This is a genomic window from Kitasatospora sp. NPDC089509 (assembly GCF_044749365.1).
Lineage (GTDB): Bacteria > Actinomycetota > Actinomycetes > Streptomycetales > Streptomycetaceae > Kitasatospora.
Genome location: NZ_JBIVHS010000001.1, coordinates 81,027 through 104,386, shown reverse-complemented (window position 1 = coordinate 104,386; position 23,360 = coordinate 81,027). Strand labels below are relative to the sequence as shown.

The following is a 23,360-nucleotide window of genomic DNA, read 5'->3' as shown; positions in this document are numbered from 1 at the left end:
TGGTTAGGCTAACCTCATAATCAATTCGTCCGTAAACTACCATTGCTCGGAGAATGTCCATGCTTGGCACCCGCTTTACCAAGACCCTGCTCGGTGCGGCCGTGGTCGGCGCCCTCTCCCTGGGCCTGACCGCGTGCGGCTCCTCGGGCTCCAAGGACTCCGCGGGTGGTGGCAGCGCGTCCTCCTCGGCCGCCAAGGACGGCAAGGACGGCAAGCGCGGCATCGAGACCGCCTTCGGCCGGGTCGAGGTGCCGGCCGAGGCCAAGCGGATCGTCGCCCTCGGCGACACCGCGCTGGACACCGCGCTCTCGCTCGGCTTCACCCCGGTGGGCACCAGCTCCAGCCGCGGCGGCACCACCGCACCGGCCTACCTGAAGGCCGACGGCATCCCGCTGGTGGCCACGGTCAAGGAGCCCAACATCGAGGCGATCCTGAAGGCGAACCCGGACCTCATCCTGACCTCCTCCAGCGTCGAGAAGTCCCAGTACGAGCAGCTCGCGGCGGTGGCGCCGACCGTGGTGCCCAAGAGCGGCGACTGGCGCTCGGTGCTGGGCGTGTACGGCGACGCGCTCGGGCACAAGGACGACCTGACGGCCAAGCTCGACGCGCTGGACAAGCGCGCCGCCAAGGCGGGCGAGGGCAAGTCCGGCTCCGCCGTGGTGATGCGCTGGATGCCCAGCGGCCCGATCGTGATGAACACCACCAACATGCCCGGCGAGCTGCTGAAGAAGGCCGGCGCCGCCACCCTGCCGATCGCCGACGACCTGGGCGCCCAGCCGCACTCCGACCCGCTGTCGCTGGAGAACCTGGGCAAGGCCGACGCGGACCGGGTGTTCGTCGCCACCCTGAACGCGGAGGGCGAGAAGGCCCTGGAGACGGCCCGCAGCCAGCCCGCCTTCACCCGCCTCAAGGCGGTCGGCGCCGGCCAGGTCGCCGGGGTGGACGGCCAGGTGTGGAGCAGCAGCTCCGGCCCGATCGCGGCGGAGAAGGTCGTCGAGGACATCGAGAAGGCCTTCGGCGCCAAGTAATCCCCCCCCCCGCAGCTCCGGCGATCCCCTTCGGAACAGCGGCGACGTGCCCGGCGGATGCGCCATCCGCCGGGCACGTGCAAGGTGGTGGAGTACGAACCGCCCGGCCGGCCACGGTCCGTGGCCCTGCGGACACCGTCCGCCGGGCCGCCGGCCCCCAGCCGCCCCTCGACCGAAGGAGGCGCCATGCCGACCAGGACGATCCCGCGTCGGGTGCTGGTGCTGACCGCCGCCACCCTCGCCGTCCTGCCCGCCGCGGCGCTCACGGCGCCCGCGCGGGCGGCCTCCGCTCCCCCGGCCTCCGCTCCCCCGGCCTCCGCTCCCCCGGCCGCCACGGCCGGCCGGGCCCCCGCCGCGCCGGTGCGCTTCGTGGACCTGCCCGAATCCGCTCTGCCGACCGACCGGGCGCCGCACGAGATCACCTTCATGTACCGCAACGACAACCGGACGGACCAGACGATCGCCCCGCAGGTCCTGCTGGAGTCGCCCGACCGGGGTCCGTACCTCAGCCCGTCGGACTTCCGGCTGGAGCTGCTCGGGACGGACGGCCACTGGCACACCCTGCCGCTCGGCAACCAGACCGGGACGCTCTACACCTCGCTGACCCCGGCCAAGCTGGTGCTGCACTCCGGCCACACCCTCACCGAGAGCTACCGGCTCACCGTGCTCCACGGGCCCGCCCGGGGGACGGTCGAGCCCCGGATCGCGATCTACGCCTGAGCCGGCAGCCGACGGGCGGCGGCCGGTCGGCTCCGGCCGGCTGACTCCGGCCGACTGGCTCCGGCCGGCCGCCGCCCCTGCCTTTCAGCCCCGCGCGGCCCCGTGGCGGGCCGCGTACTCCGCCAGGCCCGCGGCGTCCGCGCCGGCCCAGCCGACGTAGCCGTCCGGACGGATCAGGAACACCCCGGTGCCGTACGCCCCGTAGGGCGGGATGCGGACCACCGGGACGCCCAGCTCGGGCAGTTCGGCCCGTTCGGCACCGGCGCCGACGGCCAGCAGCGTCCAGTGCGGGCCGCGGAAGGCGTCGAACAGCCGGGTGCCGCCGCGGCGGCCGTCCGGGGCGCGGTCCCCGGCCCGCAGGGCGTCCGCCGGGAGGTCCGGCCGGGTCTCCACCGCGAGCGCGGACTCCCGGTAGCCGAGGCCGAGTTGCTGGGTGGCCCGGCCGCGGCGGACCTCGCCGCGGTGGACCCCGGTGGACAGCGCCAGCATCGCCTCCGCGTTGGCCCGCCGCTCCTCCTGGTAGCTGTCCAGCAGTGCGTCCGCCGCCCGGCCGGACAGCACCGCGGCCAGCTTCCAGCCCAGGTTGTAGGCGTCCTGGACACTGGTGTTGAGGCCCTGGGCGCCCGCCGGGGAGTGCACGTGGGCGGCGTCGCCCGCGAGGAACACCCGGCCCTCCCGGAAGCGGTCGGCGAGGGCCGCGCGCGGCCGGAACTCGGAGGTCCAGCGCACTCCGGCGACCTGGTCGGCGGTCAGGTGGGTGCGCTCGGCGACCAGCGCGCGGATGCCGTCCAGGGTCGGGGCGACGACCTCGCCCGTCGGGAAGCCCGCGACCAACTGGAACTCCTCCGTCCCGGCCAACGGGCAGAGCGCCAGCAGGCCCTGCTCGGCCTGGAACACGTGCCAGTGGGTGCGGTCGAGCCCCTCGACCCGGACGTCCGCGACCAGCATCGGCGCCGGGTCGACGGTCTCGCCCGTCATCGCGATCCCGAGCAGCCGGCGCACCGTGGAGCGCCCGCCGTCGGCGGCGACGGCGTAGTGCGCCCGGATCCGCCCCCCGTCCGCGAACCCGGCGGTCACGCCGTCCCCGTCCTGGATGAGGGAGACCAGTTCGCGCCCGAAGGCGACCTCTCCGCCGAGTTCGCGCAGCCGCCCGTACAGCACCTGCTGGGTGCGCCACTGGGGCAGCATCAGGGTCTCGGCGTACGGCTCGGCCTCGGAGGGCTCGGTCGGGTCGTACATCCGGCGTTCGCCGTGCGGCTCGCCGTCCTGCCAGAACAGGTTGGGCGGGTAGTGGCCAGCGGTGGCGCGGATCTCCGCGAGCACGCCGAGGTCGTCCAGCACCTCCAGGGTGCGCGGCTGGAGGCCCTTGCCGCGGGAGCCGGGGAACAGTTCCGCGCCGCGTTCGACGAGTCGGGCGGCGACGCCGTGCCGGGCCAGGTCGACGGCCAGCGCGAGGCCGGTGGGCCCGGCGCCGACGATCAGGACGTCCGTGCGGACCTCGTGGACCTCCGTGTCGTGATCGGTCACGACAACCCCCTTAACGTTGTTAAGTAGCCGGTGCACGCAGCTTGCACTTAACGGCGTTAAACTGTCAACCGTGACGCCGCAGAGAACCCCCAAGCTGGACCGCGCCCTGGTCGTCGACACCGCCCTGACGCTCCTCGACGAGGTCGGCCTCGACGGCCTGACCCTGCGGGCGATCGCCGCCGAACTGGACGTCAAGGCGCCCGCCCTGTACTGGCACTTCAAGGACAAGCAGGCGCTGCTCGACGAGATGGCGACCGAGATGATGCGCCGGATGTACGCCGCGGCCGCCCCGCCCGCCGGCGACTGGCGGCAGGCCTACCTCGGGACCATGCGCGCACTGCGCGCCGAGCTGCTGCGCCACCGCGACGGCGCCCGGGTGTACAGCGGCTCCCGGTTCACCGACACCTCCTACGCCCCGGGGCTGGACGCCGCGCTGCGCATCCTGATCGAGGCCGGCTTCACCCCGGAGGCCGCCGCCCGCGCCTGGTACACCGCGTACAGCTACACCGTCGGCTACGTCATCGAGGAACAGGCGATGGGGCCCGACCCGTTCCGGGGCGAGGCCGGCTACGACGTCGAGGCCCGGGCCGAGCGGCTCGCCGAACACCCGCTGGCCGCCGCGGCGGGCCGGGTGATGTTCGATGACTTCGAGCACGGCTTCGAGCAGGGGCTGACCGCGATCCTGGCCGGGATGGAGGCGGTCTTCCTGGCCTGAAACCCTCGGATCGTGTCCGGCAATCGCCGGATTCGCGCGGCATTCACCGGACTTGTCTGCCGAACGGCAGCCCTGACGCATGGTTCCGTATCCCCGCGATTAACCTCACATTCACGTGTACTCGTCAACCGTGTTCACCGCTACGCTCTAGCGTCGTGCCGCCGCGCCGCTCGCACTACGCGCGTCACGGCCCCAACTTCTGACACGTATGACGATGACGTCCGAGGAACCGACCATGCACGCAGTTCCCAGCCGCAACAGGTGGCTCCGCCGTGGTGCCGGCCTGATCGGCGCGGCCTCGCTGGCCGCCTTCGGCGGTGCCCCGGCGGCCTTCGCGGCCGACGGCCCGCAGACCGCCACCCCGATCAAGCACCTGGTGGTGATCTTCCAGGAGAACGTCTCCTTCGACCACTACTTCGGCACCTACCCGAACGCGGCCAACACCGCCGACGACAAGGTGAAGTTCACCGCCAAGCCCGACACCCCGAAGGTCGACGGCCTCAGCGACGACCTGCTGCACAAGAACCCGAACCGCAACAACCCGGTGCGCCTGACCCCGTCCCAGGCCGTGACCTGCGACCAGGACCACACCTACAAGGACGAGCAGCTCGCCTTCGACGGCGGCAAGATGGACAAGTTCGTCGAGCACACCGACATCGAGAGCTGCAAGGCCCCGATGTACACCGCGCCCGGCCTGGTGATGGACTACTACGACGGCAACACCGTCACCGGCTACTGGAACTACGCCCAGCGCTTCGCGATGAGCGACAACTCCTTCGGCACCAACTACGGGCCCTCCACCCCCGGCGCGATCAACCTGGTCTCGGGCAACACCCACGGCGGCTACCCGGTCAACCCGAAGGACGGCTCGCAGACCACCGACGCCTACGTGGTCGCCTCCCCGGACGCCAAGGGCGTCGGCACCGTCGTCAACGACCCCGACCCGGGCTACGACGAGTGCTCCAGCTCCGCGCACAACCAGCTGGTCATGACCGGCAAGAACGTCGGCGACCTGCTCAACGCCAAGGGCGTCAGCTGGGGTTGGTTCCAGGGCGGCTTCAAGCCGACCGGCACCAAGGACGGCAAGGCCGTCTGCGACGCCGCGCACAACAACATCGTGGGCGCCTCGCAGACCGACTACAACCCGCACCACGAGCCGTTCCAGTACTACAAGTCCACGGCGAACCCGAAGCACCTGGCGCCCAAGGACGTGGCGGAGATCGGCCACGACGGCCAGGCCAACCACCAGTACGACCTGACCGACTTCGACGCCGCCCTGCAGCACGGCGACCTGCCCGCCGTCAGCTACCTCAAGGCCGCCAACTACCAGGACGGGCACGCGGGTTACTCCGACCCGCTGGACGAGCAGCACTTCGTCGTCGACACCCTGAACAAGCTGCAGAAGTCCAAGGACTGGGCCTCCACCGCCGTCGTCATCGCCTACGACGACTCGGACGGCTGGTACGACCACAAGTTCGCCGAGCCCGTCAACGGCTCCGCCGACAAGGCCAACGACAGCCTGAGCGGCGCCGGCCAGTGCGGCAAGGACGCCGGCTGGGGCGGTTACGCCGACCGCTGCGGCTACGGCCCGCGCCTGCCGCTGCTGGTCGCCTCGCCGTACGCCAAGGCCAACTTCGTCGACCACACCCAGACCGACCAGTCCTCGATCCTGCGCTTCGTCGAGGACAACTGGAAGACCGGCCGGATCGGCGACACCTCCTTCGACGAGCACGCCGGCTCCATCGAGGGCATGTTCGACTTCAAGAACCCGCAGTCGGCCACCCTGATCCTGGACCCGGCCACCGGCGCGCCCGCCGGCGGCGACACCCCGACCGGCCAGCCCACCGGCGGCGCCTCCACCACCCCGGGCGGCACGGCCACCACGTCCACCGGCACCGGCACCGGCAGCACCGCCGTCGCCGGGGCCACCAGCAGCGTCTCCGGCCCGCCGCTGGCCGAGACCGGTGCCAACTCCAACACCGGGCCGATCGCGATCACGGCCGTCGCCCTGCTGGCGGTCGGCGGCGGCGCGGTGTTCGTCGCCCGCCGCAAGCGCGGCACCCGCGCCTGACGCGACGACGCCCCACCACCGGCACCGCCGGGCCCCGCCTTCGGGGGCCCGGCGGTGTCCGCGTTCCACTGCCGCCGTGCCGGCGGGCCCGCCCCGGCGGCTACCCTTCCCTGCCATGACCGCCGCCACCCCGCGCCGCCGCACCCTGCTGGGCGCCGCCCTGGGCGCGGCCCTGACCGTCGGGTCCACGGCCGGCTGCTCCGCCGGGGACGACCCGGTGCGCACGCTCCGGCTGGCCACCGGGCCCGAGGGCGGACCGTACAACGCCTTCGGCCGCTCCTTCACCGAGGCCGTCGCGCACAGCGGTCGGCTGACCCTCACCCCGGTCGGCAGTTCGGCCAGCGTGGACAACCTCCGGCAACTCGCCGACGGCTCGGTGGACCTCGCGCTGACCACCGCCGACGTGGCCGAGGACGCGGTGCTCGGCCACGCCGCCTTCGACCGCCCGATCGGCCTCACCGCGCTGGCCCGGGTGTACGTCAACTACCTGCACCTGCTCGCCCCCGCCGACGGACCGGTGCGCCGACTCGCCGACCTGGCGGGCCGCCGGGTGGCGACCGGCGCGGTGGGCTCCGGGAACCAGGTGACGGCCGGCCGACTGCTGCGGCAGGCCGGGATCGACGTCCGGCAGCATCCGCTCGGGCTGGCCGAGTCCCTGGCGGCGCTGCGCTCCGGCGAGTTGGACGCGGTGTTCTGGTCCGGCGGCGTGCCGACGCCCGCGGTGTCCGCGCTCGCCCGCGAACTGCCCCTGCGCTTCGTGCCCCTGGACGCGGTCGCCGCCCTGCTGCGGGAGCGCTACGGCCCGGTCTACACCGCGGTCACCCTGCCCGCCGGCGCCTACGGCCTGCCCGACCCGGTCGCCACCCTCGGCGTCGGCAACTACCTGACCGCCCGCCCCGCCGTGCCCGAGGACGCCGTCCGACGGCTGCTCGGGATCCTGTTCGACCAGTGGGCGACCCTGCTGCGCTCCGTCACGGCGGGCGCCCGGCTGGAACCCCGGTTCGCCGTCTCCACCGGCGCCGTCCCGCTGCACCCGGGGGCGGCGGCCTACTACCGCTCGGTGTACGGCTGAACCGGCCCCGACCGATGACGAACCGTTGACACGGAGCCGCCCATTCCGCCGACGGCCCCGGCTACCCTGCTTCCTGGCGGTCGACCGCGGGGGAGCGGCCCGGCCCGCCGACGGCCGCCCGGAACTCCGGGACCGGCGTTCAGGGGAGGGACCACAGGTGACGGACAACGGCGACTTCACGCACCCCACCGGACCGCCGGAGCAACCGGGTCGGCCACCCGCGGCGCCGTACATACCCCCGCCGCCACCGTACGCACCCACGCCGCCACCGGGCCCGCCCACGGGGTACGGCCCGCCCGGGGGCTACGGGCCACCCGGGGCGTACGGACCGCCCGAGGCGTACGGACCACCCGAGACGTACGGGCCACCCGGGGCCTACGGTCCGCCGCCACCGGCCTGGCCCGGCGCTCCCGGCGCTCCTGGCGGTCCTGGCGGTCCTGGCGGTCCGGCTGAGCCGCGGCCGCCGCGGAAGTGGAAGGGCAAGGCCATCGGCACCGGCGTCGTCGTCCTGGCCGGCGCCGTGGCCGCGGCGGTGGTGTTCTGGCCGTCCTCGCCCGCGAAGCCGCCGGAGCTCAACGAGGTGCCCTTCTACCAGGCGGTCGCCGCCCTGGCCAACCAGCCGGTCGTGCACTACGCGGGCAACCAAGCCGCTGGCACGACGAGTTGGGACATCAAGGCGACCGCCGGCGGCGAACAGCTCGGGACGATCACCATCGCGGGACAGCAGATGGCGATCCTGAAGGTCGGCGACCGGACCTATCTCAAGCCACCGCAGAGCCTGCTGGGCGGCTCGTCCAAGGGCTCCTCCGCGACCTCCCTCCAGGGCCGCTGGATCACCGGCGACGACCGGCTCACGGCACTGCTCCCGCAGGACCTGAGCGCCCCGCCGGAGCTGGCCCGATCGCTCTGGCAGGACCTGGCCGCGACCACCGCCTTCCCCCTCCCCGGCGCGCCGACCAGCACGGTCGACGGCGTCACCGCCCTGGAAGTCACCACGCCCGGGGGCGTGTTGGACGTCTCGGCCGGAGCGCCGTACCGGGTGCTGCGGTTCACGCCCACGCCGGGCGGGGGCGCCTCGACCGGGGGCACCCCGGGCGGCGACCCCGGTACGGGCAGCGGGTCGCCCTCCGTCGCGCCCGCCGACTGGTCGGACCGTACGCTCACCGGCGCGGTGCCCGCCGCGGACTCCTCGGGACAGCACAGCTTCTCCCCGATGTCCCCGTCCGACGTCGGGCAGCTGTACAGCGACCTCATCGACCAGACCAAGCAGCTCGCCCAGGCGGTCGACGTCGGCATCAGCTTCGACTTCAACCAGACCGGCAACCTCCAGTGCTCCGAGGCGAGTTGCACGGTCACCGAGAACGTGAGCAGCTCCACCACCAGCCGGCGCCCGGCCAACCTGTCCGGCACGGTGACGGCGACGATGACCGCCACCCTCACCGTCAACGGCCAAGCGGCCGGCAACTGCACCCAGACCGCCGCCCTGCCGATCAACGGCAGCGGGACGCTCAGCTGCGTCGACCCCGGCATCGCCCCGGTCGTCCAGCAGATCAAGGCGCAGAAGCAGGCGGAGGCCGACGCCGAGGCGAAGGCCACCGGCCACAGCGTCCGGATCCCGTACACCCTGAACAACGAGGCCTCCGTCCAGATCGAGGCCCGCGCCCAGGTCCAGGCCGAGGTCGACAAGGCGGTCCAGGCCGAGCAGGCCGAGCAGGACACCGCGAAGCAGAACCCGCCCCCGCCAGCGAGCTCCGCCCCCTGCCCCGCCGCCCTCGGCGACGGCCGCGCGACCGGCACCCGGGTGACTCCCGCACGCTGGGCACCGACCCCCGCCGGGCAGGCGCGGCCCGGTGCCGCCGACGCGCCGCAGGTCGTCCCGGCGGGCGACAAGGACCCGCTCACGTTCTTCGGCGGCTACACCGGCCGCGTCGACCAGTTCACCTCCGCGACCGGCCGGGCGAGCTTCGAGATCCACGTCTACTACAAGGGCAAGGAGTACGGCCTCTACGGCCCGGCCGGCTGGTTCCCCAAGCACGGACTGAACGTGCCCCGGAACCCGCCGCCGCAGCTGGAGTCCGTGCTCAAGGGGTACTCCGTCGACTGGATGCGCCGGGCCGGGGTGATCAAGCCGGGCGATACCATCAAGGGCGACGACTGGAAGCGCCCGGGACTGACGCAGGGGACGGATTGCTGACATGCAGCTGGTGAGGATCGAGCGGACGGCCACGGGCTTCGCGCTCGATCCTCGCCCGTACCTGGCGCGACTGCCCGCCCTCCGGCCCGAACTGCCGTCGGGGGCCGAGGCGTTCGCCACCGACCCGGCGCACTACGACTTCGCCTCCGAACGGTGCGTCAAGGACCTCAAGCTGGCGTCGCTGGTGGCGACGGAGGACGCGGTCGTCCTCCGCTGCTCCTTCAACGACGTGGCGCCCGAGCAGTTGGTGATCCGGTACACCGGCGTCACCGCCCTGCTGATCGAGGCCGCACCGCCGACCGACTCGTCCGCCCCGGACGGGCTGCGGGAGCGCCTCGGCCCGCTGCAGCTCGACGAAGTCCTGCCGCACCCGCACGGGTGCACCCATGAACTCGGCCACATCGGCGGCACGGTGCGGATCACCGCCGCGGACCTCACCGCCGCCTGGCTCCCCTGCCCGCCGGCCTGACTCCCACCCCACGCCGGACGACGATCGGGCCGAACGGCCGAGCCGGCTCACACCCCGGGCAACCGGAACTCGACGGTCAGCCCGTGCGGCCGGGCCGGTGCGACGGTGAGCGATCCACCGCTGGCGCGGGCGAGTTCGTCCGCGATGGCCAGCCCGAGTCCGGTGCCGGGGACGTTCTGGTGCTCCGGCGAGCGGGTGAACCGCCGCAGCAGCAGCGGGAGTTGCTCCGCCGGGACACCCGGCCCGGAGTCCGTCACCCGGACCGCCGCACCCCCCTCGGGCGGGGCGACGGCCACCACCCGGACCCGCTCCCCCGCCGGGACGAACTTGCCGGCGTTGTCCAGCAGCGCGTCCAGGATCCGCCCGGCCGCGTCCGGGAGCCCGAGCGCCCGCAGTCCTGGCGCGAGCTCGGCCGTCAACTCCAGCCCGCCCGCCTCGAACACCGGCGCCCAGGCGGCGACCCGCCCGGCCACCGCCGCGGTGACGTCCTGCTCCGCCACCGGCGCCGCGGCCGCCTCCAGCCGGGCCAACACCAGCAGGCCGTCCAGCAGTTCGCCCAGCCGGTCGGCCTCGTCCAGGGCCAGCGCGTGCGCCTGCCGCCCGGGGCCGGGCCCGACGTGCGGCTCGGCGTTCTCCAGTTGCAGCACCAGGGCTGCCAGCGGGTTGCGCAGCTGGTGCGAGGCGTCCGCGACGAAGTCCCGCTGGCGGCGCAGCGATTCCGCGACGGCCTGCGCCATGCCGTCGAAGTGCCCTCGCAGCCGCCGCAGTTCGGGCGGCCCGGTGTCGGCGGCGACCCGCAGCTCGAACCGGCCTTCGGCCACCGTGGCCACCGCGCGGTCGAGTTCGTGGACCGGCCGCAGCAGCCAGCGGGCGAGCCCGGCGGCGACCAGCGCGGCGGCGCCGAAGGCGGTGACCGCACCGGCCGCGATCAGCGCCCAGCGGACCAGCACGTCGTGCCGCGCGGCGCCGGTGGGGACGGTCACCAGCACGGCGCCGCCGACCCGTTCGTCCTGGCCGACCGGTTCGGCCAGCACCACGGTGTCCGGCCCCCAGGGCAGCACGGTGGGCAGCGCCTCGGTGGAGCGGCCGGTGAGAGCGCGGTCCTCGGCCTGTCGCGCGGCCGGGCCGGTCGGGGCGGGCCCGGCCCGGCCGACGGTGTTCCCGGCGGTGTCGACCACGGTCACCGCGGCGCCGTAGAGCTGGGCGTAGCGGGTGAGTTCGGCGTCGAGCTCGCGGCGGTCGGCGTCGGTGCGGATCCGGTCGGCGAGTTCGGCGAACCGCACGCCGTCGGCGCGGCGCTGCAGCAGCAGGTGCTCGGTGCGGCCGCGGGCGTAGGAGTCGGCCAGCGGCAGGGCCAGCAGCAGGACGGCGGCGCCGATCAGCGCGGTGAGCACGGCCAGCAGACGGCGTCTCACCGGCCGTCCGGACCGTTCGCGCCGTTCAGGGGGTTCGCGCCGTCCGGACCGTTCGCGCCGTCCGGGCCGTCCGGGGTGCCGAGTCGGTAGCCGTAGCCGCGGACGGTGCGGACCAGGGCGGCCCGGCCGGTCTTGGCCCGGATGCCGGCCACGTGGACGTCCAGCGAGCGGGAGGAGGCGAGGAAGGCGTCGCCCCAGATCCGGTCGAGGATCTCCTCGCGCGAGCGGACGTCGCCGGGCTGGGCGGCGAGCAGGGCGAGGACGTCGAACTCCCGGCGGGTGAGCCGGATCTCGGTTCCGTCGACGGTCACCGTGCGTGCGGCCGGGTCGATCTCGACGTCGCCGGTGCGCACCCGCCGCTCCGGGCCGAGCGGTTCCGGAGCGGCGGTGCGCCGGGTGCGGCGGCGCACGGTGTCGATCCGGGCGATCAGTTCGGCCATCCGGAACGGCTTGACCACGTAGTCGTCGGCGCCGGCCCGCAGCCCCTGGAGCACGTCCCGTTCCTCGCCGCGCGCGGTGACCACGATCAGCGGCAGGTCGCACACCGTCCGGAGCTTGCGCAGCAGTTCCAGGCCGTCCAGGTCGGGCAGCCCGAGGTCGAGCAGCACGAACTCGGCCTCCCGGGCGTGCCGCAGCGCCTCCGCGGCGCGCACCACCCGGCGCACGGTGTGGCCGCGCCGGGCGAGCGCGGTGGCGAGGGCCTGGGCCATCCGGTCGTCGTCCTCGACCAGCAGCATGTGCACGGAACCCTCCCCGGTGATGAGGGGACTACCGTACGGTCCCGGCCGGGGCGGGCGCCGCCGGGGTCTCGGCCGGGCTGAGCACGGCGTGCCGGGTGTCCGGCATCAGGACGTAGACGACCAGCGACACCAGGGCGCAGCCGGAGACGTACCAGAAGAAGCCGGATTCGTGCCCGGCGTTCTTGAACCAGAGCGCGATGTACTCGGCGGTGCCGCCGAACAGCGCGTTGGCGACGGCGTACGGGAGGGCGACGCCGAGGGCGCGGATCCGGGTGGGGAACAGTTCGGCCTTCACGGCCGCGTTGATCGAGGTGTAGCCGGTGACGATGAGCAGCGCGACCAGCGAGAGCCCGAGCGCGGACCAGTAGCCGGAGGCCGAGCCGAGCGCGCTCATCAGCGGGTAGGTGCCGACGGTGCAGCCGAGCGCGAAGGTGATCAGCAGCGGGCGGCGGCCGATCCGGTCGGAGAGCAGTCCGGCCAGCGGCTGGATCGCGGCGAAGACGGCGAGCGCGGTGAAGCTGACCAGGGTGGCGGTGTTCTTGTTCAGGCCCGCGCTGCCGATCAGGTACTTGGTCAGGTACGTGGTGTACGTGTAGTACGCGACGGTGCCGCCGAGGGTGAGGGCCATCACCAGGGCGCCCTGGCGCCGGTGCTCCCACAGGCCGCGCAGGGTGCCCTGGGCGCTCGCCGGGGTGTCCCGGTCGGCGGTGAACGCCTCGGTCTCCGGCAGCCGGCGGCGCAACCAGCGCACCACGACGGCCAGCACGGCGCCGAGCAGGAAGGGCAACCTCCAACCCCAGGAGTGCAGTTGGGCGTTGCTGAGAGTGTGCTGGAGGACGATCAGGATGCCCAGGCCGAGGAGTTGGCCGACGGTCATCGACACGTACTGGAAGGAGGAGCCGAAGCCGCGCCGGTTCGGCGCGGAGGCCTCGGTGAGGTAGGTGGCGCTGGCCGCGTACTCGCCGCCGATGCTCAGGCCCTGGAGCAGCCGGGCGAGCAGCAGGACGACGGCGCCCAGGTAGCCGCTCGCGGCGTAGGTCGGGGCGACGGCGATCAGCACGGCGGCCGCGGACATCATGGTGACGGTCAGGGTGAGGGCGCTCTTGCGGCCGTGCCGGTCGGCGGCCCGGCCGAGCAGCCAGCCGCCGACCGGGCGCATCAGGAAGCCGACGGCGAAGATGCCGGCGGTGTTCATCAGCTTCGCGGTGGAGTTGCTGCCGGGGAAGAAGTCATCGGCGAAGTAGACCGCGAAGCTGGCGTAGACGAACCAGTCGTACCACTCCACCAGGTTGCCCAGCGATCCGCCGACCAGGGCGAGCCGCCGTCGGGCGCGCTCCTCCCCGGGCGGCGGCTGGGTGGCGGCTTCGGGCCGGGGGGACGGGGACATGGCGGCTCCGGGGGGGCTCGTGCTCGGCGGGCGGGTGCCCAGAGCGTGCCGCCGCCCGCCGAGCGACGACAAGGAGTGCCGCCCAGAACTTACGTTCCGCTAAGGAAGCGGGGGTCGCCCTACCCCGGGCCGGTGTGGTGACGGCGGGTCGGCGGCACGCTCAGCCGGGCGACGGTCCGACGGGCGGCCTCGCGCTGGTCCGGGCGGGGCATCGGCACACGGGGGCCCGTCAGCTCGGGGCCGGTGACCGGCCCGGCGCCGGCGACGGTCCAGTCGGTGCGGCGCAGCACCGCGATGTGCCCTTCCGCATGGGCCAGATCGTCCTTGTAGTCGTCGTGCGGCGCCAGGAGGACGCGGAGCTCTTGGTCGTCCAGCCACTCCAGGCCGAGCACCTGACGGCCGAAGGCGCCGTCGAGGAGCGACCGGACGGTACCGTCCTCCAGATCGACGAGCAGGAGCTCCCCCTCGAAGTGGTAGCCGCCGTCGTACTCCCCCGTCCCCACGGCCAGCAGGGGGCGGGACGGATGGAAGGCCATCGCGTTCACGGGGTACGGCGAGTCCAGCAGCCAACGGCGCCGGGCCCGGTCGGTGACGTGGAAGAGCCCGACCGTCCTGGCCTCGCCGTGCTCCCGCGCGCCGGCCACGGCGACCAGGCCCCGCCGCTTGTCCGTGACGGCCAGGCAGGGGTCGCCGAGCTCGGCGAAGGGGTCGTCGATGTCAGAACCAGCCGCGAACATTCGGGTCATGCCAGGGATCTTCGCAAGAAGCCGGGTCGAGTGGGAAACCGACCTCCGGGCCGGCCGGATACCCCTGGCCCGGCAGCGTCTGCGCGGCCTGGCGGTCTCCTACCCGGCCGACCTGACGGTCCGGCGACGGCTCGCCTAGGTCTACCGGCGGTACGGCGAGCCGACCGAGGCGGGCCGCTGGGGCTACCTCGACGAGGAGCGGGATCCGGCCGAGACGGCGGCCTTCGAGGCCCGGTACGGCGATCCCCTCGACCGGGTGGCGGCGATCGGCTGGCGCGGTCCGTGTGGTGCCGGCAGGCGGGCTTCACCGTGCCAGGCGTCGTCACCTTCGTCCGCTGGTGGGTCTGAGCCGCTCGTGTCGGGACTGCCGGCCGACCGGTGCGGCGTACTCTGCCGGGCACCGGTGCGGGCGTCGAGGCGAGAGGTGGCCGATGAACGGTTGGACGGAGGAGCTCCGGGCGCGGGTCGCGGAGGAGCCGCGGATCTGGTTCGTGGCGACCACCGGGGCGGACGGCGCCCCGCACGTCACCCCCATGTGGCTCGGGTTGGAGGGCGACCGGGTGTTCTTCAACACCTCGATCGGCCGGGTCAAGGAGCGCAATCTGCGCCGCGACCCCCGTGTCTGCCTGTCCGGCGCCGCCCCGGCCGACCCGTACGACCGGATCCAACTCCACGGTCGGGCAGTCGAGTTCGTGACCGGCGAGGCGGCCGACCGGCACATGGACCGCCTCGCCCGGAAGTACCTCGGGGTCGAGCGGTACGGCTGGCGCATCCCCGGCGAGCGGCGGGTCACCGTGTTCGTCGAGCCCACCCGGATCCGCCGGATCGTCGGGGTCGAGCCGCTGCCGGCCGCCGCCCGGCACGCGGACTGACCTCGTCGCCTGACGACGGATCGCTCCGGCGCCGGGGCGGCTACTGGAACGGCCGCCGGTCCGGCGCGCAGACCTGACCGCGCGGCGGCAGCGCGCCGTCCACCAGGTAGCGCTCCTCGTAACCGGCCGCGCAGGCGCTCGGGTTGCCGAGCACGGTGTGTCCGTCGCCGTCGACGGTCAGCAGCCGGCCCCGGGCCAGGGTGTCGGCCAGCGCCCGCGAGCCCTCGTAGGGCCAGACCGGGTCGCCGGTGTTGGCGACGACCAGGACGGGTGCGGCGGTGCGGCGGTCCCAGGGGCCGTCGTAGCGGTCCCGGGCGGCCTCGGCCGGCCAGTCGGCGCAGCGCTGGGTCGGCCAGACCCAGGACGGGCCGAGCTCGCCGGAGCGGTCCCGGGCCAGGTCGGCGAATGCCGAACGGTCGGCGCCCGCGGGCGGGTTGACGGTGTCGGCGCACAGCGTGCCGAGGACCTGGGTCTGGTGCGCCGGCGCTCCGGTCGGCAGCGGCGCCGCCGGGGTGTCCGGCGCGGTCCACAGGCTCTGCAGCCAGCCGCCCAGGCCGGCCCAGCCGGGGGTGCCGAACGTCGCCACCGGCTGGGCGCCGTACAGCAGTTGGGAGACGGTGGTGACGGCGGCGGCCTCGTCGTACGTGACGGCCTGCGGTCCGGTGCCGACGGTGATCGGGCCGCGCTCCAGCCGGTCCATCAGCGCGGCGTACCTGGCCCGGGTCGCCTCCGGGCTGCCCGCCGAGAAGGCGCAGCCGGCCGGGGCGGCGGCGCCGCAGCGGTCCAGGAAGGTGTCGAGGGAGCGGGCCGAGGCGAGGTCGCTGCCGGCGCGCAGGAAGGGCGGCAGGGCGGCGTCCGCCGGGGTGCGGCCGGTGGACCAGGCGACCGGGTCGACGGCGCTGTCCAGGATCATGGCGCGCACCCGGCCGGGGAAGAGGTTGGCGTAGGTGGCGCCCAGGTACGTCCCGTACGAGGTGCCGAGGTAGCTCAGCCGGCGGTCGCCGACGGCCTGGCGCAGCAGGTCCAGGTCTCGGGCGACGTCCGCGGTGGACAGGTGGGCGAGCAGGCCGGTGCGGTCGTTCTCGGCGCACTGCCGGCCCAGCCGCGCGTAGGCGTCGGCCCACTGGGACTGCTGCGCCGCTCCGATCGGGTAGCCCGCCGGGAGGCCGCCGAGCAGGGCCTGTTCGCCGGCCTCCTGGCCGTCCTGGTCGCCCGTCCGGTCGGGGAAGCAGTTCAGCGTGGTGGAGGCGCCGATGCCGCGCGGGTCGAAGCCCACCAGGTCGAAGCGCCGGCGCAGCTGCGCGGGGAGCAGCATGGCCGCGGCGGGCAGTGCCGTGGTGCCGGGGATCCCCGGACCGCCCGGGTTGTAGAACAGCGTGCCGATCCGGTGCGCCTGGTCGTCGGCGGGGCGGCGGATCAGCGCCAGGTCGACGGTGCGGCCGTGCGGGTCCCGGTAGTCCAGCGGCACCTGCGCGGTGTCGCACTGGAAGCCGGGCGCGCAGGGCTTGCTCCAGGTCAGGGCCGGTACGGGTGGGGCGGGTGGGGCGGCCGAGGCCGCGGCCGGGGTGAGGCCGGCCAGCAGCAGGCCGGCGGCCGTGGCGGCCGCGGCGCGGAGGGGGGTGGTGAGGCGGGGTCGGGGCATGGGCGGCGCTCGCTCGTGGGTCGCAGGGCCCGGCTGCCTCCGAGGGTTTCGGCGGAGTCATCCGGTCGGACGGCACGAAGTCTTTCGTCCGCCACGGTCAGGACACCCACAGCTCACCCACAGCTCACCGGCAGATCGCTGTCATGTCGTCGGTGGCCGGGGCGTTGCGTCCAAGTGTTGTTGACGAAAAGTCAGCAAGTTGACCGCAGCGCCTTGACGGCGCACCGACACGGTCCTAGAACGTAGTCAGCTCCCCGTTCCCCGCCTCCCGGGAGCAGTGAAAGTTCGTCTTCTCGCCCCCTCACCGAGGAAGAGGCTTTCCCATGCGCGCATTCCCCCACCGCACCGCCCCGGCCGCCCTCGCCGCGCTCGCCGCACTCGCCCTGGTCGCGGCGGCCCCCGCCTCCGCCGCCCCGACCGACGCCACCGGACCGGTGCTGACCGCGGGCGGCGCCGCCGTCGCCGTGGGTGACGCCCTCGCCGCGCCGCTCACCGCCGGTGCCAGCGCCACCTTCTACTCCACCGCGACCAGCACCACCGGTGTCACCTGCGCCACCTCCCAGCTCAACTCCACCGTGCTGACCAACCCGACCGCCCCCGGCACCGCCACCGAGTCCCTCACCGGGCTCACCTTCGACTCCTGCACCGCCAACGTCACCGGCGTCACCTCGGTGCAGAGCCTGAGCGTCGACACCCTCCCCTACGGCCTCACCGTCGACGACGGCGCCGGCCTGCCGGTCACCCTCACCGGCGGCAGCGCCGGCCAGATCCAGGCCACCGCCGTCCTCAACAGCTGGTTCGGCACCATCACCTGCACCTACCAGCTCAGCGGCGCCTTCACCGGCACCGCCGACAACGGCGGCAACAGCCTGACCTTCGGTAACGAGCACTTCGCCAAGAGCGGCGGCGACGGCCTCTGCCCCGCCGACGGCTACTTCTCCGCCGCGTACGGCCCGGTCACGGACACCGGCCAGGCCGGCAGCCCGGCGGTCACCGTGAACTGACCCGTCCGGCCCCGACCCCGGTCCCGGCCCTGGTCCCCGCTCCGCCGCCCGCTCCGCCCCGCGATCGCGCTCAGACCGGGGCAGAGTCGGACCGACCAGGGCGGGATGGGACGATACCTGCCATGTCTAGCAAGTCTCCATCGGTCCGGGGCATCGAGGCCCCACCGGACCCGCTCCGCCGCCTGCTGCTCGAACTGGGCGAAGCCCTCCTCGGCGGCGGCCTTCCCGTCCACGACGTCGAGGAGGAGCTCCACGGGCTGGGACGGGCGATGGGGGCTCCCGACGTACGGGTGGCCGCCCTCACCAACGGGCTGTTCGTCACCCTGACCGCCGACGACGCCACCCGGTTCCAGCCGGTCGCCACCGCGCTGCGGTTCGAGCAGACCGCCGACGTCCTCGATCTGGTGCACCGGCTGCGCGCGGGCCGGCTCGACCGGCGGCAGGCGCTGGCCGAGCTGGACCGGATCCGCCGGGCCCCGGCCCGCTGGCCCACCTGGGTCGCCGACCTGGGGGCGCTGCCGGTCGGGGTCGGGGTCTGCATCTTCCTCCAGCCGGTGACCGCGAACGTCCTGGCCGCCGCGGCCGGCTCGCTGATCGTGATCGGGCTGACCATGCTGGCCCGCCGACTGCCTCGACTGCGGCCGCTGCTGCCGGTCACCGCCGGGTTCCTGGTCGCCCTGCTCGTCCTCTCGCTCGCCCGGGCCGGGCTGCTGGACGGGCCGCTGCGCACCATCGTGGCCACCCTGGCGATCCTGCTGCCGGGCGGGCTGCTGGTCACCGGCCTGTCCGAGGTCGCGGCCGGTGCCGCCAGCGCCGGGACGGCCCGGCTGGTGTCCGGCACGGTGCAGCTGGCACTCTTCCTCGCCGGGGTCGCCGCGGCCGCCACCGCGATCGGCATGCCCGCCTCGGCCCTCGCCAACGTCCAGGTCGCCAAGCCGAGTTGGTGGGTGATCGGGCTGGGGCTGGCGGTCGCGACGGCCGGCCTGGTGGTGAACGTCAGCACCCCGCCGGCCGCCATCCCGTGGATCCTCGTGGTGATCGCGGTCAGCGTGACCGTCCAGGTCGCGGTGGGCTCGGTGCACGGCGCGGCGATCGGCGGCCTGGCCGGTGCGGTCAGCGCCGCGGTCGCGGCCACCGTGGTGCACTGGCTGCCGGGCGGGCCGCTCTGGCAGGTGCTCTACCTCCCGGCGTTCTGGATCGTGGTCCCGGGCTCCTTCGGGCTGCTGAACACCGCGCAGATCGAGGTCGGCAACGGGGCCCAGTCGGTGCTGGCCGCCGTGTCGGCGGTGTTCGGGGTGTCGATCGGCACCCTGATCGGCTCGGTGATCAGCCGGATACCGCGCCCCTCGCTCGCGGTGGCCCGGCTGCGGGCCTGACCGGGGGCACCGGTACCGGCCGGACGCCGGTTCAGCCCGAGGCCGTCCCGATGCCGGTCCAGTCGGCGGCCGCGCCCCTGCCGTGCCGGACGGCGAGCAGCGCGGTGTCGTCCGTCCGCCGGCCGCCGGTGTGCCGGACGACGCCGGCCGCGACGGCCGCCACCAGGTGCTCGGGCCGACCGGCCCCGGGCTCGCCGGCCAGCCCCTCCAGGTGGGCCCGCAGGTCGAAGAAGACGCCCTGGCGGTCCCGGGCCTCGGTCACCCCGTCGGTGACCAGCAGCACCGTCTCGTCCGCGCCCAGCCGCAGCCGCCGGACCGGCGGCAGCCCGCCGGCCAGCTGGGCGAGGCCGAGCGGCGCGCCGTCGCCCGGCGGCAGCTGACGGACCCCGTCCGGACCCACGACGTACGGACTGTCGTGGCCGAAGTTGACCACCACGATCTCCTCCGGGGCGACCGCCGGGAACCAGACCACCACCGCGGTGGCGTACCGCTCGTCCTGCTCGCCCAGCCGGGCGGCGAGCTGGTTCTGCCGGAGCACCCGCTCCTCCAGCCAGGCGGCGACGGTGCCCAGGTCCGGCTCCCGGAAGGCGGCCTCCCGGAAGCAGCCGACCAGGGCCGCCGCCGTGGAGACGGCCGGCAGCCCCTTCCCCTGGACGTCCCCGAGGATGACCCGCGCCCCGAACGGGCTGGCCACCACGTCGTAGAAGTCACCGCCCACCCGGGCCTCGACGTCCGCCGCCAGGTAGCGGGCCGCCGTGTCGACCCCGCCCCAGTCCGGGGGCACCGGACGCAGCACCACCTGCCGGGTGGTCTCGGCGGCGCCCTGGAGGTGCCGGACGTAGACGGCGGCCTGGGCGCGGAAGACGCTGAGCGGCAGCGCGAGCGCGCAGCCGGCCACCACCAGCAGGAAGTCCTCCGTCCCGTGGGACTTGGTCCAGAAGACGCCCAGCGCCGGGTAGCAGGCGATCGAGAGGCAGGCGAACACCACGGTGGTGACCGGGCCGCACAGCCCGGCGGCGACCACCGGCACCAGGGCCAGCCAGCTGGCGGAGGCGAACCACTCGGGCGTGACCGCGTCCACGACCACCACCGCCACCAGCAGCGCCATCGGGATCAGCCAGGACCGGTGGCCGTACCGGACCAGCACCGGCAACTGGCCGCCCGGCCCCGACCACGGCCACGACCGCCCGCTCGCCTCCGCGGTACGCACCCGCAACGGCCCCTCCGCTCCTCCGGTGTTCCACCGACGTCCCGCCCGTCCCCGCGCGCCGAGGGGGCGGGGCGTCCGGCCAAGGTTAGGGGCCACGGCCGGCCGCGAGCCTCCGATCGGGTCCGTGCCCCGCACCCCGTGCCCGTTCGGCCCAGCCGGGCCGGGCCGCTCGGCCGTTCCGGCCCCGGGCTACCCTGGGCCCGCACCGAGCCCGTACGGGCCCCACGAACGAAAGGCCTCCGCGATGAGCACTCCCGGCACCACCGTCGTCGAGCGGTCGGACGACCGGCACCGCTACGAGATCCTGGTCGACGGCGAACTCGCCGGGTTCACCGAGTACTTGGACCGCGACGGGCAGCGCGTCTTCTACCACACCCTGGTCGAGGAGGCGTTCGCCGGACGCGGGCTGGCCGGGCAGCTGGTCCAGGAGGCGCTGACGGACGTCCGGGCCGCCGGGCTGCGGATCGTGCCGGTCTGCCCCTACGTGGCCAAGTTCCTGATCAAGCACCAGGAGTTCGCCGACCTCACCGACGAGGTCACCCCGGAGGTCAAGGACTGGCTGCGCGCCCGGCTGCACTGAGCCCCGGTCCCGCACCCCGGACGAACCGGAGCCGACCGGCCCGGGGCGGTGGGGCCGTTGGGCCCTGGCCGCGCCCCCGGGCCGGCCGGGATCCTGGTCGCCGGTCGCGCCGGAGGGACGCGGCGGGAGACGGCGAAAGGGCCTGGGCGATGGGCGGGTTGGGCACGGTGGGGACGTTCGAGGAGAGTCCGGCGTGGGCCGAGGCGCGGGGGCGGATCGCCGCCGTCGCGGCGGTCGCCGGCGCGGCCGGCACCCTGGTGGAGGCGGTGCGGATCCGGCTGGCCGCGGTGGCCGGCGGGGTGCTGGCACAGGTGAACGCCGAGGTGGACGGGCGGCGGATCCGGGTGCAGCGCTCGGCGGCCGGACCGGGCGACCCGCTCGACCTGCTGGCCGACTGCCTGCTCGGCCGGATCCGGGCCGTCAGCGGTGCCTGGGCGCCCCGCCCGTGGGCCGCGGCGCAGCCGCCGGCTCCCCCGGCGGCGCCCGCCGGAGGGCGTCGGATCGTCCGCCGCAAGGAGCCCTCGCTGGTGTGGTGCATGCCCGAGGCGGCGGCCCGGACGATGGACGCGATGGACTACGACATCCACCTCTTCACCGACCCGGCGACCGAGACCGACGCCGTGGTCTTCCGGGTCGGCCCGACCGGCTACCGGTTGGCCCGGACCAGGCCCGCCGGGCCGTTCGGCCGCCGGACGGCGCCGATCACGCTCAGCCCGCACGGCGCTCCGCTGCTCACCGAGCCGCAGGCGGTCGAGCGGCTGGAGCGGGCCGAGCTGCCGTTCCTGTTCTTCGCCCACCCCGCGGGCGGCCGGGGCCGGGTACTCTACCGGCGCTTCGACGGCCATCTCGGCCTGATCACCGGCCGGTCCTGAGCCGGTCCCGAGCCGGTCCTGAGCCGGGGGGACGGACCTGACCCCGCAGGCCCGTCCCTCCTCCCATGGGCGCCCCCGCCCATGCGTGGCCCCGCCGACGCGGCAAGCGTCCGGCGGGGCCACGGTCGTCCAGGTCGTCCCGGTCGGGTCGTGCGGGTCGTGCGGGTCGTCACATGTTGATCATGTGACCGGCGAGGCCGTGGATGGCCTCCTTGACCGCCTCGCCCAGGGTCGGGTGGGCGTGCACGTTGCGGGCCACCTCGTGGACGGTGAGGTCCCACTGCTGGGCCAGCGTCAGCTCCGGCAGCAGCTCGGTTACCTCGGGGCCGATCAGGTGGGCGCCGAGCAGCTCGCCGTACTTGGCGTCGCTGATCACCTTGACGAAGCCGATCGGGTGGCCGAGGCCGTGCGCCTTGCCGTTCGCGGTGAACGGGAACTTGGCGACCTTGACGTCGTGGCCCAGTTCGCGGGCCTGCGCCTCGGTGTAACCGAAGGAGGCGATCTGCGGCTGGCAGTAGGTGGCGCGCGGGATCATGGCGAAGTCGACCTCCATGGTCTCCGCCCCGCCGATGGTCTCGGCGGCGATCACGGCCATGGTCTCGGCGGCGTGCGCCAGCATCAGCTTGGCGGTGACGTCGCCGATCGCGAAGATGTGGTCGACGCTGGTGCGGCCGCGGCCGTCCACCGCGATGGCGTTGCGGTCGGTGAGCTTGACCCCGGTGTTCTCCAGGCCGTAGCCGTTGACCCGCGGCGCGAAGCCGATCGCCTGGAGCACCTTGTCGGCCTCCAGCACCTGCTGCTGCCCGTCCTTGGTGACGGTGACCCGGACCTTGGCGTTCGGGTCGCTGTCGTCGATCGACTCGACCCGGGTGGAGGTGAGCACCTCGATGCCCAGCTTGCGGTACTGCTTGGCGAGTTCGGTGGAGACCTCGACGTCCTCCAGCGGCACCACCCGGTCCAGGAACTCGACGATGGTGACCTTCACGCCGTAGTTGTGCAGCACGTAGGCGAACTCGACGCCGATCGCGCCGGCGCCCGCGATGATGATGCTCTCCGGCAGCTGCTCGGTGAGGATCTGCTCCTCGTAGGTCACCACGCGCTCGCTCAGGCTGGTGCCGGGCAGCAGACGGGTGGTGGCACCGGCGGCGATGACGCAGTGGTCGAAGGTGACCACGTCGAAGCCGCCGCCGCTGAGCGCGACCTGGAGGGTGTGGTCGTCGACGAAGGTGCCCCAGCCGTCGTACTCGGTGATGCCGTTCTTCTTCATCAGGTAGTGGACGCCCTTGACCCGGCCGTCGGCCACCGAGCGGCTGCGCTTGAAGGCCTCGCCGAAGTCGAAGCTCACCGTGCCCTCGACCTTGATGCCGAAGGTCTTGGCCTCCTTGGTGAAGATGTGGGCGAGCTCGGCGTTGCGCAGCAGGGCCTTGGAGGGGATGCAGCCGACGTTGAGGCAGACGCCGCCCCAGTACTTGGCCTCGATGACCGCGACCTTCAGACCCAGCTGGGCCGAGCGGACGGCGGCGGTGTAGCCGCCGGGGCCCGCGCCGAGGACGACGACGTCGTAGTGGGTGCTCATCTTGCTGGCTCCTCCGGGGGTGTCCCTGTGTCGTGATCTCGGTCCCATGGTGTCAGGACCGGGCTCGGCGCACCCACCGGGTCCCGGCGGGCACGCTCCCGGGCGGCACCGTACCGGGCCCGGGCCGAATTGTCAGTGGGGCCC

20 protein-coding genes and 1 pseudogene are annotated in these 23,360 nt (G+C 74.2%); 13 read left to right on the top strand and 8 right to left on the bottom strand.

Translation table 11 applies throughout. The features are described from left to right. The first annotated feature begins 53 nt into the window (after positions 1-53). Together ACIP4P_RS00300 and ACIP4P_RS00295 are read left to right on the top strand one after the other, a co-directional pair. On the top strand, positions 54-1,028 hold the full coding sequence (locus ACIP4P_RS00300) for an ABC transporter substrate-binding protein (RefSeq protein ID WP_400913131.1): 975 nt from the start codon (positions 54-56) through the stop codon (positions 1,026-1,028). 186 nt (positions 1,029-1,214) lie between these two features. Continuing rightward, the gene (locus ACIP4P_RS00295) at positions 1,215-1,748 is read left to right on the top strand and encodes a signal peptide protein (protein WP_400913128.1); all 534 of its coding nucleotides are present in this window, start codon (positions 1,215-1,217) and stop codon (positions 1,746-1,748) included. An 84-nt stretch (positions 1,749-1,832) separates the two neighbouring features. On the opposite strand, the gene ACIP4P_RS00290 is transcribed toward ACIP4P_RS00295, so the two are convergent. Then, positions 1,833-3,275 carry an FAD-dependent monooxygenase gene (locus tag ACIP4P_RS00290; RefSeq protein WP_400913126.1) on the bottom strand — a complete coding sequence of 481 codons (1,443 nt, stop codon included), beginning with the start codon at positions 3,273-3,275 and terminating at the stop codon, positions 1,833-1,835. Between the two features lie 70 nt (positions 3,276-3,345). Here ACIP4P_RS00290 and ACIP4P_RS00285 point away from each other — a divergent pair, with 70 nt between their 5' ends. The 5 genes from ACIP4P_RS00285 (at position 3,346) to ACIP4P_RS00265 (ending at position 9,796) form a co-directional block, all read left to right on the top strand. Continuing rightward, positions 3,346-3,990, top strand: coding sequence for a TetR/AcrR family transcriptional regulator C-terminal domain-containing protein (locus tag ACIP4P_RS00285; protein ID WP_400913123.1), 645 nt, complete (start codon positions 3,346-3,348; stop codon positions 3,988-3,990). Positions 3,991-4,225: 235 nt separating this feature from the next. Continuing rightward, positions 4,226-6,061, top strand: coding sequence for an alkaline phosphatase family protein (locus ACIP4P_RS00280; protein ID WP_400913121.1), 1,836 nt, complete (start codon positions 4,226-4,228; stop codon positions 6,059-6,061). Between the two features lie 115 nt (positions 6,062-6,176). Continuing rightward, a complete protein-coding gene (locus tag ACIP4P_RS00275; protein WP_350512092.1) occupies positions 6,177-7,133 on the top strand; it encodes a TAXI family TRAP transporter solute-binding subunit in 957 nt (318 codons plus the stop codon). A gap of 520 nt (positions 7,134-7,653) precedes the next feature. Then, positions 7,654-9,327 carry a hypothetical protein gene (locus ACIP4P_RS00270; protein WP_400913120.1) on the top strand — a complete coding sequence of 558 codons (1,674 nt, stop codon included), beginning with the start codon at positions 7,654-7,656 and terminating at the stop codon, positions 9,325-9,327. A 1-nt stretch (position 9,328) separates the two neighbouring features. After that, complete coding sequence (locus ACIP4P_RS00265) at positions 9,329-9,796, top strand: hypothetical protein (RefSeq protein WP_400913118.1); 468 nt, start codon at positions 9,329-9,331, stop codon at positions 9,794-9,796. A 47-nt stretch (positions 9,797-9,843) separates the two neighbouring features. Here the strand turns inward: ACIP4P_RS00265 and ACIP4P_RS00260 are convergent, their stop codons facing one another. From ACIP4P_RS00260 to ACIP4P_RS00245, 4 genes are all read right to left on the bottom strand, one after another. Further along, on the bottom strand, positions 9,844-11,211 hold the full coding sequence (locus ACIP4P_RS00260; RefSeq protein WP_400913116.1) for a sensor histidine kinase: 1,368 nt from the start codon (positions 11,209-11,211) through the stop codon (positions 9,844-9,846). Beyond that, a complete protein-coding gene (locus ACIP4P_RS00255) occupies positions 11,208-11,954 on the bottom strand; it encodes a response regulator transcription factor (RefSeq protein ID WP_400913113.1) in 747 nt (248 codons plus the stop codon). The genes ACIP4P_RS00260 and ACIP4P_RS00255 overlap by 4 nt, the downstream gene beginning before the upstream one ends. 25 nt (positions 11,955-11,979) lie before the next feature. Next, positions 11,980-13,338: an MFS transporter gene (locus tag ACIP4P_RS00250; RefSeq protein WP_400913111.1), complete on the bottom strand. Its 1,359-nt coding sequence runs from the start codon at positions 13,336-13,338 to the stop codon at positions 11,980-11,982. 119 nt (positions 13,339-13,457) lie between these two features. Next, the gene (locus ACIP4P_RS00245) at positions 13,458-14,084 is read right to left on the bottom strand and encodes a hypothetical protein (protein ID WP_400913110.1); all 627 of its coding nucleotides are present in this window, start codon (positions 14,082-14,084) and stop codon (positions 13,458-13,460) included. Between ACIP4P_RS00245 and ACIP4P_RS00240 the strand changes: the two are divergent. Next, positions 14,083-14,367, top strand: a pseudogene (locus ACIP4P_RS00240) (DUF6584 family protein); the annotation flags it as partial. The gene ACIP4P_RS00245 and the pseudogene ACIP4P_RS00240 sit on opposite strands and share 2 nt — an antisense overlap. 148 nt (positions 14,368-14,515) lie before the next feature. Then, positions 14,516-14,956, top strand: coding sequence for a PPOX class F420-dependent oxidoreductase (locus ACIP4P_RS00235; RefSeq protein ID WP_400913108.1), 441 nt, complete (start codon positions 14,516-14,518; stop codon positions 14,954-14,956). A gap of 40 nt (positions 14,957-14,996) precedes the next feature. Here the strand turns inward: ACIP4P_RS00235 and ACIP4P_RS00230 are convergent, their stop codons facing one another. Continuing rightward, positions 14,997-16,598, bottom strand: a complete 1,602-nt coding sequence (locus ACIP4P_RS00230) for an alpha/beta fold hydrolase (protein ID WP_400913106.1) — start codon at positions 16,596-16,598, stop codon at positions 14,997-14,999. Between the two features lie 323 nt (positions 16,599-16,921). Between ACIP4P_RS00230 and ACIP4P_RS00225 the strand changes: the two genes are divergently transcribed. Next, on the top strand, positions 16,922-17,602 hold the full coding sequence (locus ACIP4P_RS00225; protein WP_400913104.1) for a Tat pathway signal sequence domain protein: 681 nt from the start codon (positions 16,922-16,924) through the stop codon (positions 17,600-17,602). Positions 17,603-17,724: 122 nt separating this feature from the next. Continuing rightward, a complete protein-coding gene (locus ACIP4P_RS00220) occupies positions 17,725-18,978 on the top strand; it encodes a threonine/serine exporter family protein (RefSeq protein ID WP_400913103.1) in 1,254 nt (417 codons plus the stop codon). A gap of 31 nt (positions 18,979-19,009) precedes the next feature. Here ACIP4P_RS00220 and ACIP4P_RS00215 read toward each other — a convergent pair whose 3' ends face one another. Continuing rightward, positions 19,010-20,188, bottom strand: a complete 1,179-nt coding sequence (locus ACIP4P_RS00215) for a PP2C family protein-serine/threonine phosphatase (RefSeq protein WP_400914398.1) — start codon at positions 20,186-20,188, stop codon at positions 19,010-19,012. 244 nt (positions 20,189-20,432) lie between these two features. Between ACIP4P_RS00215 and ACIP4P_RS00210 the strand changes: the two genes are divergently transcribed. Together ACIP4P_RS00210 and ACIP4P_RS00205 are read left to right on the top strand one after the other, a co-directional pair. Beyond that, complete coding sequence (locus ACIP4P_RS00210) at positions 20,433-20,768, top strand: GNAT family N-acetyltransferase (RefSeq protein ID WP_400913101.1); 336 nt, start codon at positions 20,433-20,435, stop codon at positions 20,766-20,768. A 149-nt stretch (positions 20,769-20,917) separates the two neighbouring features. Then, a complete protein-coding gene (locus ACIP4P_RS00205) occupies positions 20,918-21,640 on the top strand; it encodes a sigma 54 modulation/S30EA ribosomal C-terminal domain-containing protein (protein WP_400913099.1) in 723 nt (240 codons plus the stop codon). Positions 21,641-21,809: 169 nt separating this feature from the next. On the opposite strand, the gene lpdA is transcribed toward ACIP4P_RS00205, so the two are convergent. Beyond that, on the bottom strand, positions 21,810-23,216 hold the full coding sequence (gene lpdA, locus ACIP4P_RS00200; RefSeq protein ID WP_350512106.1) for a dihydrolipoyl dehydrogenase: 1,407 nt from the start codon (positions 23,214-23,216) through the stop codon (positions 21,810-21,812). Positions 23,217-23,360: the final 144 nt, after the last annotated feature.

What these genes read in the sequence shown, in the direction of transcription:
- ACIP4P_RS00250 (WP_400913111.1), bottom strand. Translation starts at nt 13,338, where the DNA reads ATGTCCCCGTCCCCCCGGCCCGAAGCCGCCACCCAGCCGCCGCCCGGG.
- ACIP4P_RS00280 (WP_400913121.1), top strand. Translation starts at nt 4,226, where the DNA reads ATGCACGCAGTTCCCAGCCGCAACAGGTGGCTCCGCCGTGGTGCCGGC.
- ACIP4P_RS00210 (WP_400913101.1), top strand. Translation starts at nt 20,433, where the DNA reads ATGAGCACTCCCGGCACCACCGTCGTCGAGCGGTCGGACGACCGGCAC.
- ACIP4P_RS00220 (WP_400913103.1), top strand. Translation starts at nt 17,725, where the DNA reads ATGTCTAGCAAGTCTCCATCGGTCCGGGGCATCGAGGCCCCACCGGAC.
- ACIP4P_RS00245 (WP_400913110.1), bottom strand. Translation starts at nt 14,084, where the DNA reads ATGACCCGAATGTTCGCGGCTGGTTCTGACATCGACGACCCCTTCGCC.
- ACIP4P_RS00230 (WP_400913106.1), bottom strand. Translation starts at nt 16,598, where the DNA reads ATGCCCCGACCCCGCCTCACCACCCCCCTCCGCGCCGCGGCCGCCACG.
- ACIP4P_RS00225 (WP_400913104.1), top strand. Translation starts at nt 16,922, where the DNA reads ATGCGCGCATTCCCCCACCGCACCGCCCCGGCCGCCCTCGCCGCGCTC.
- ACIP4P_RS00265 (WP_400913118.1), top strand. Translation starts at nt 9,329, where the DNA reads ATGCAGCTGGTGAGGATCGAGCGGACGGCCACGGGCTTCGCGCTCGAT.
- ACIP4P_RS00300 (WP_400913131.1), top strand. Translation starts at nt 54, where the DNA reads ATGTCCATGCTTGGCACCCGCTTTACCAAGACCCTGCTCGGTGCGGCC.
- ACIP4P_RS00295 (WP_400913128.1), top strand. Translation starts at nt 1,215, where the DNA reads ATGCCGACCAGGACGATCCCGCGTCGGGTGCTGGTGCTGACCGCCGCC.
- lpdA (WP_350512106.1), bottom strand. Translation starts at nt 23,216, where the DNA reads ATGAGCACCCACTACGACGTCGTCGTCCTCGGCGCGGGCCCCGGCGGC.
- ACIP4P_RS00275 (WP_350512092.1), top strand. Translation starts at nt 6,177, where the DNA reads ATGACCGCCGCCACCCCGCGCCGCCGCACCCTGCTGGGCGCCGCCCTG.
- ACIP4P_RS00235 (WP_400913108.1), top strand. Translation starts at nt 14,516, where the DNA reads ATGAACGGTTGGACGGAGGAGCTCCGGGCGCGGGTCGCGGAGGAGCCG.
- ACIP4P_RS00205 (WP_400913099.1), top strand. Translation starts at nt 20,918, where the DNA reads ATGGGCGGGTTGGGCACGGTGGGGACGTTCGAGGAGAGTCCGGCGTGG.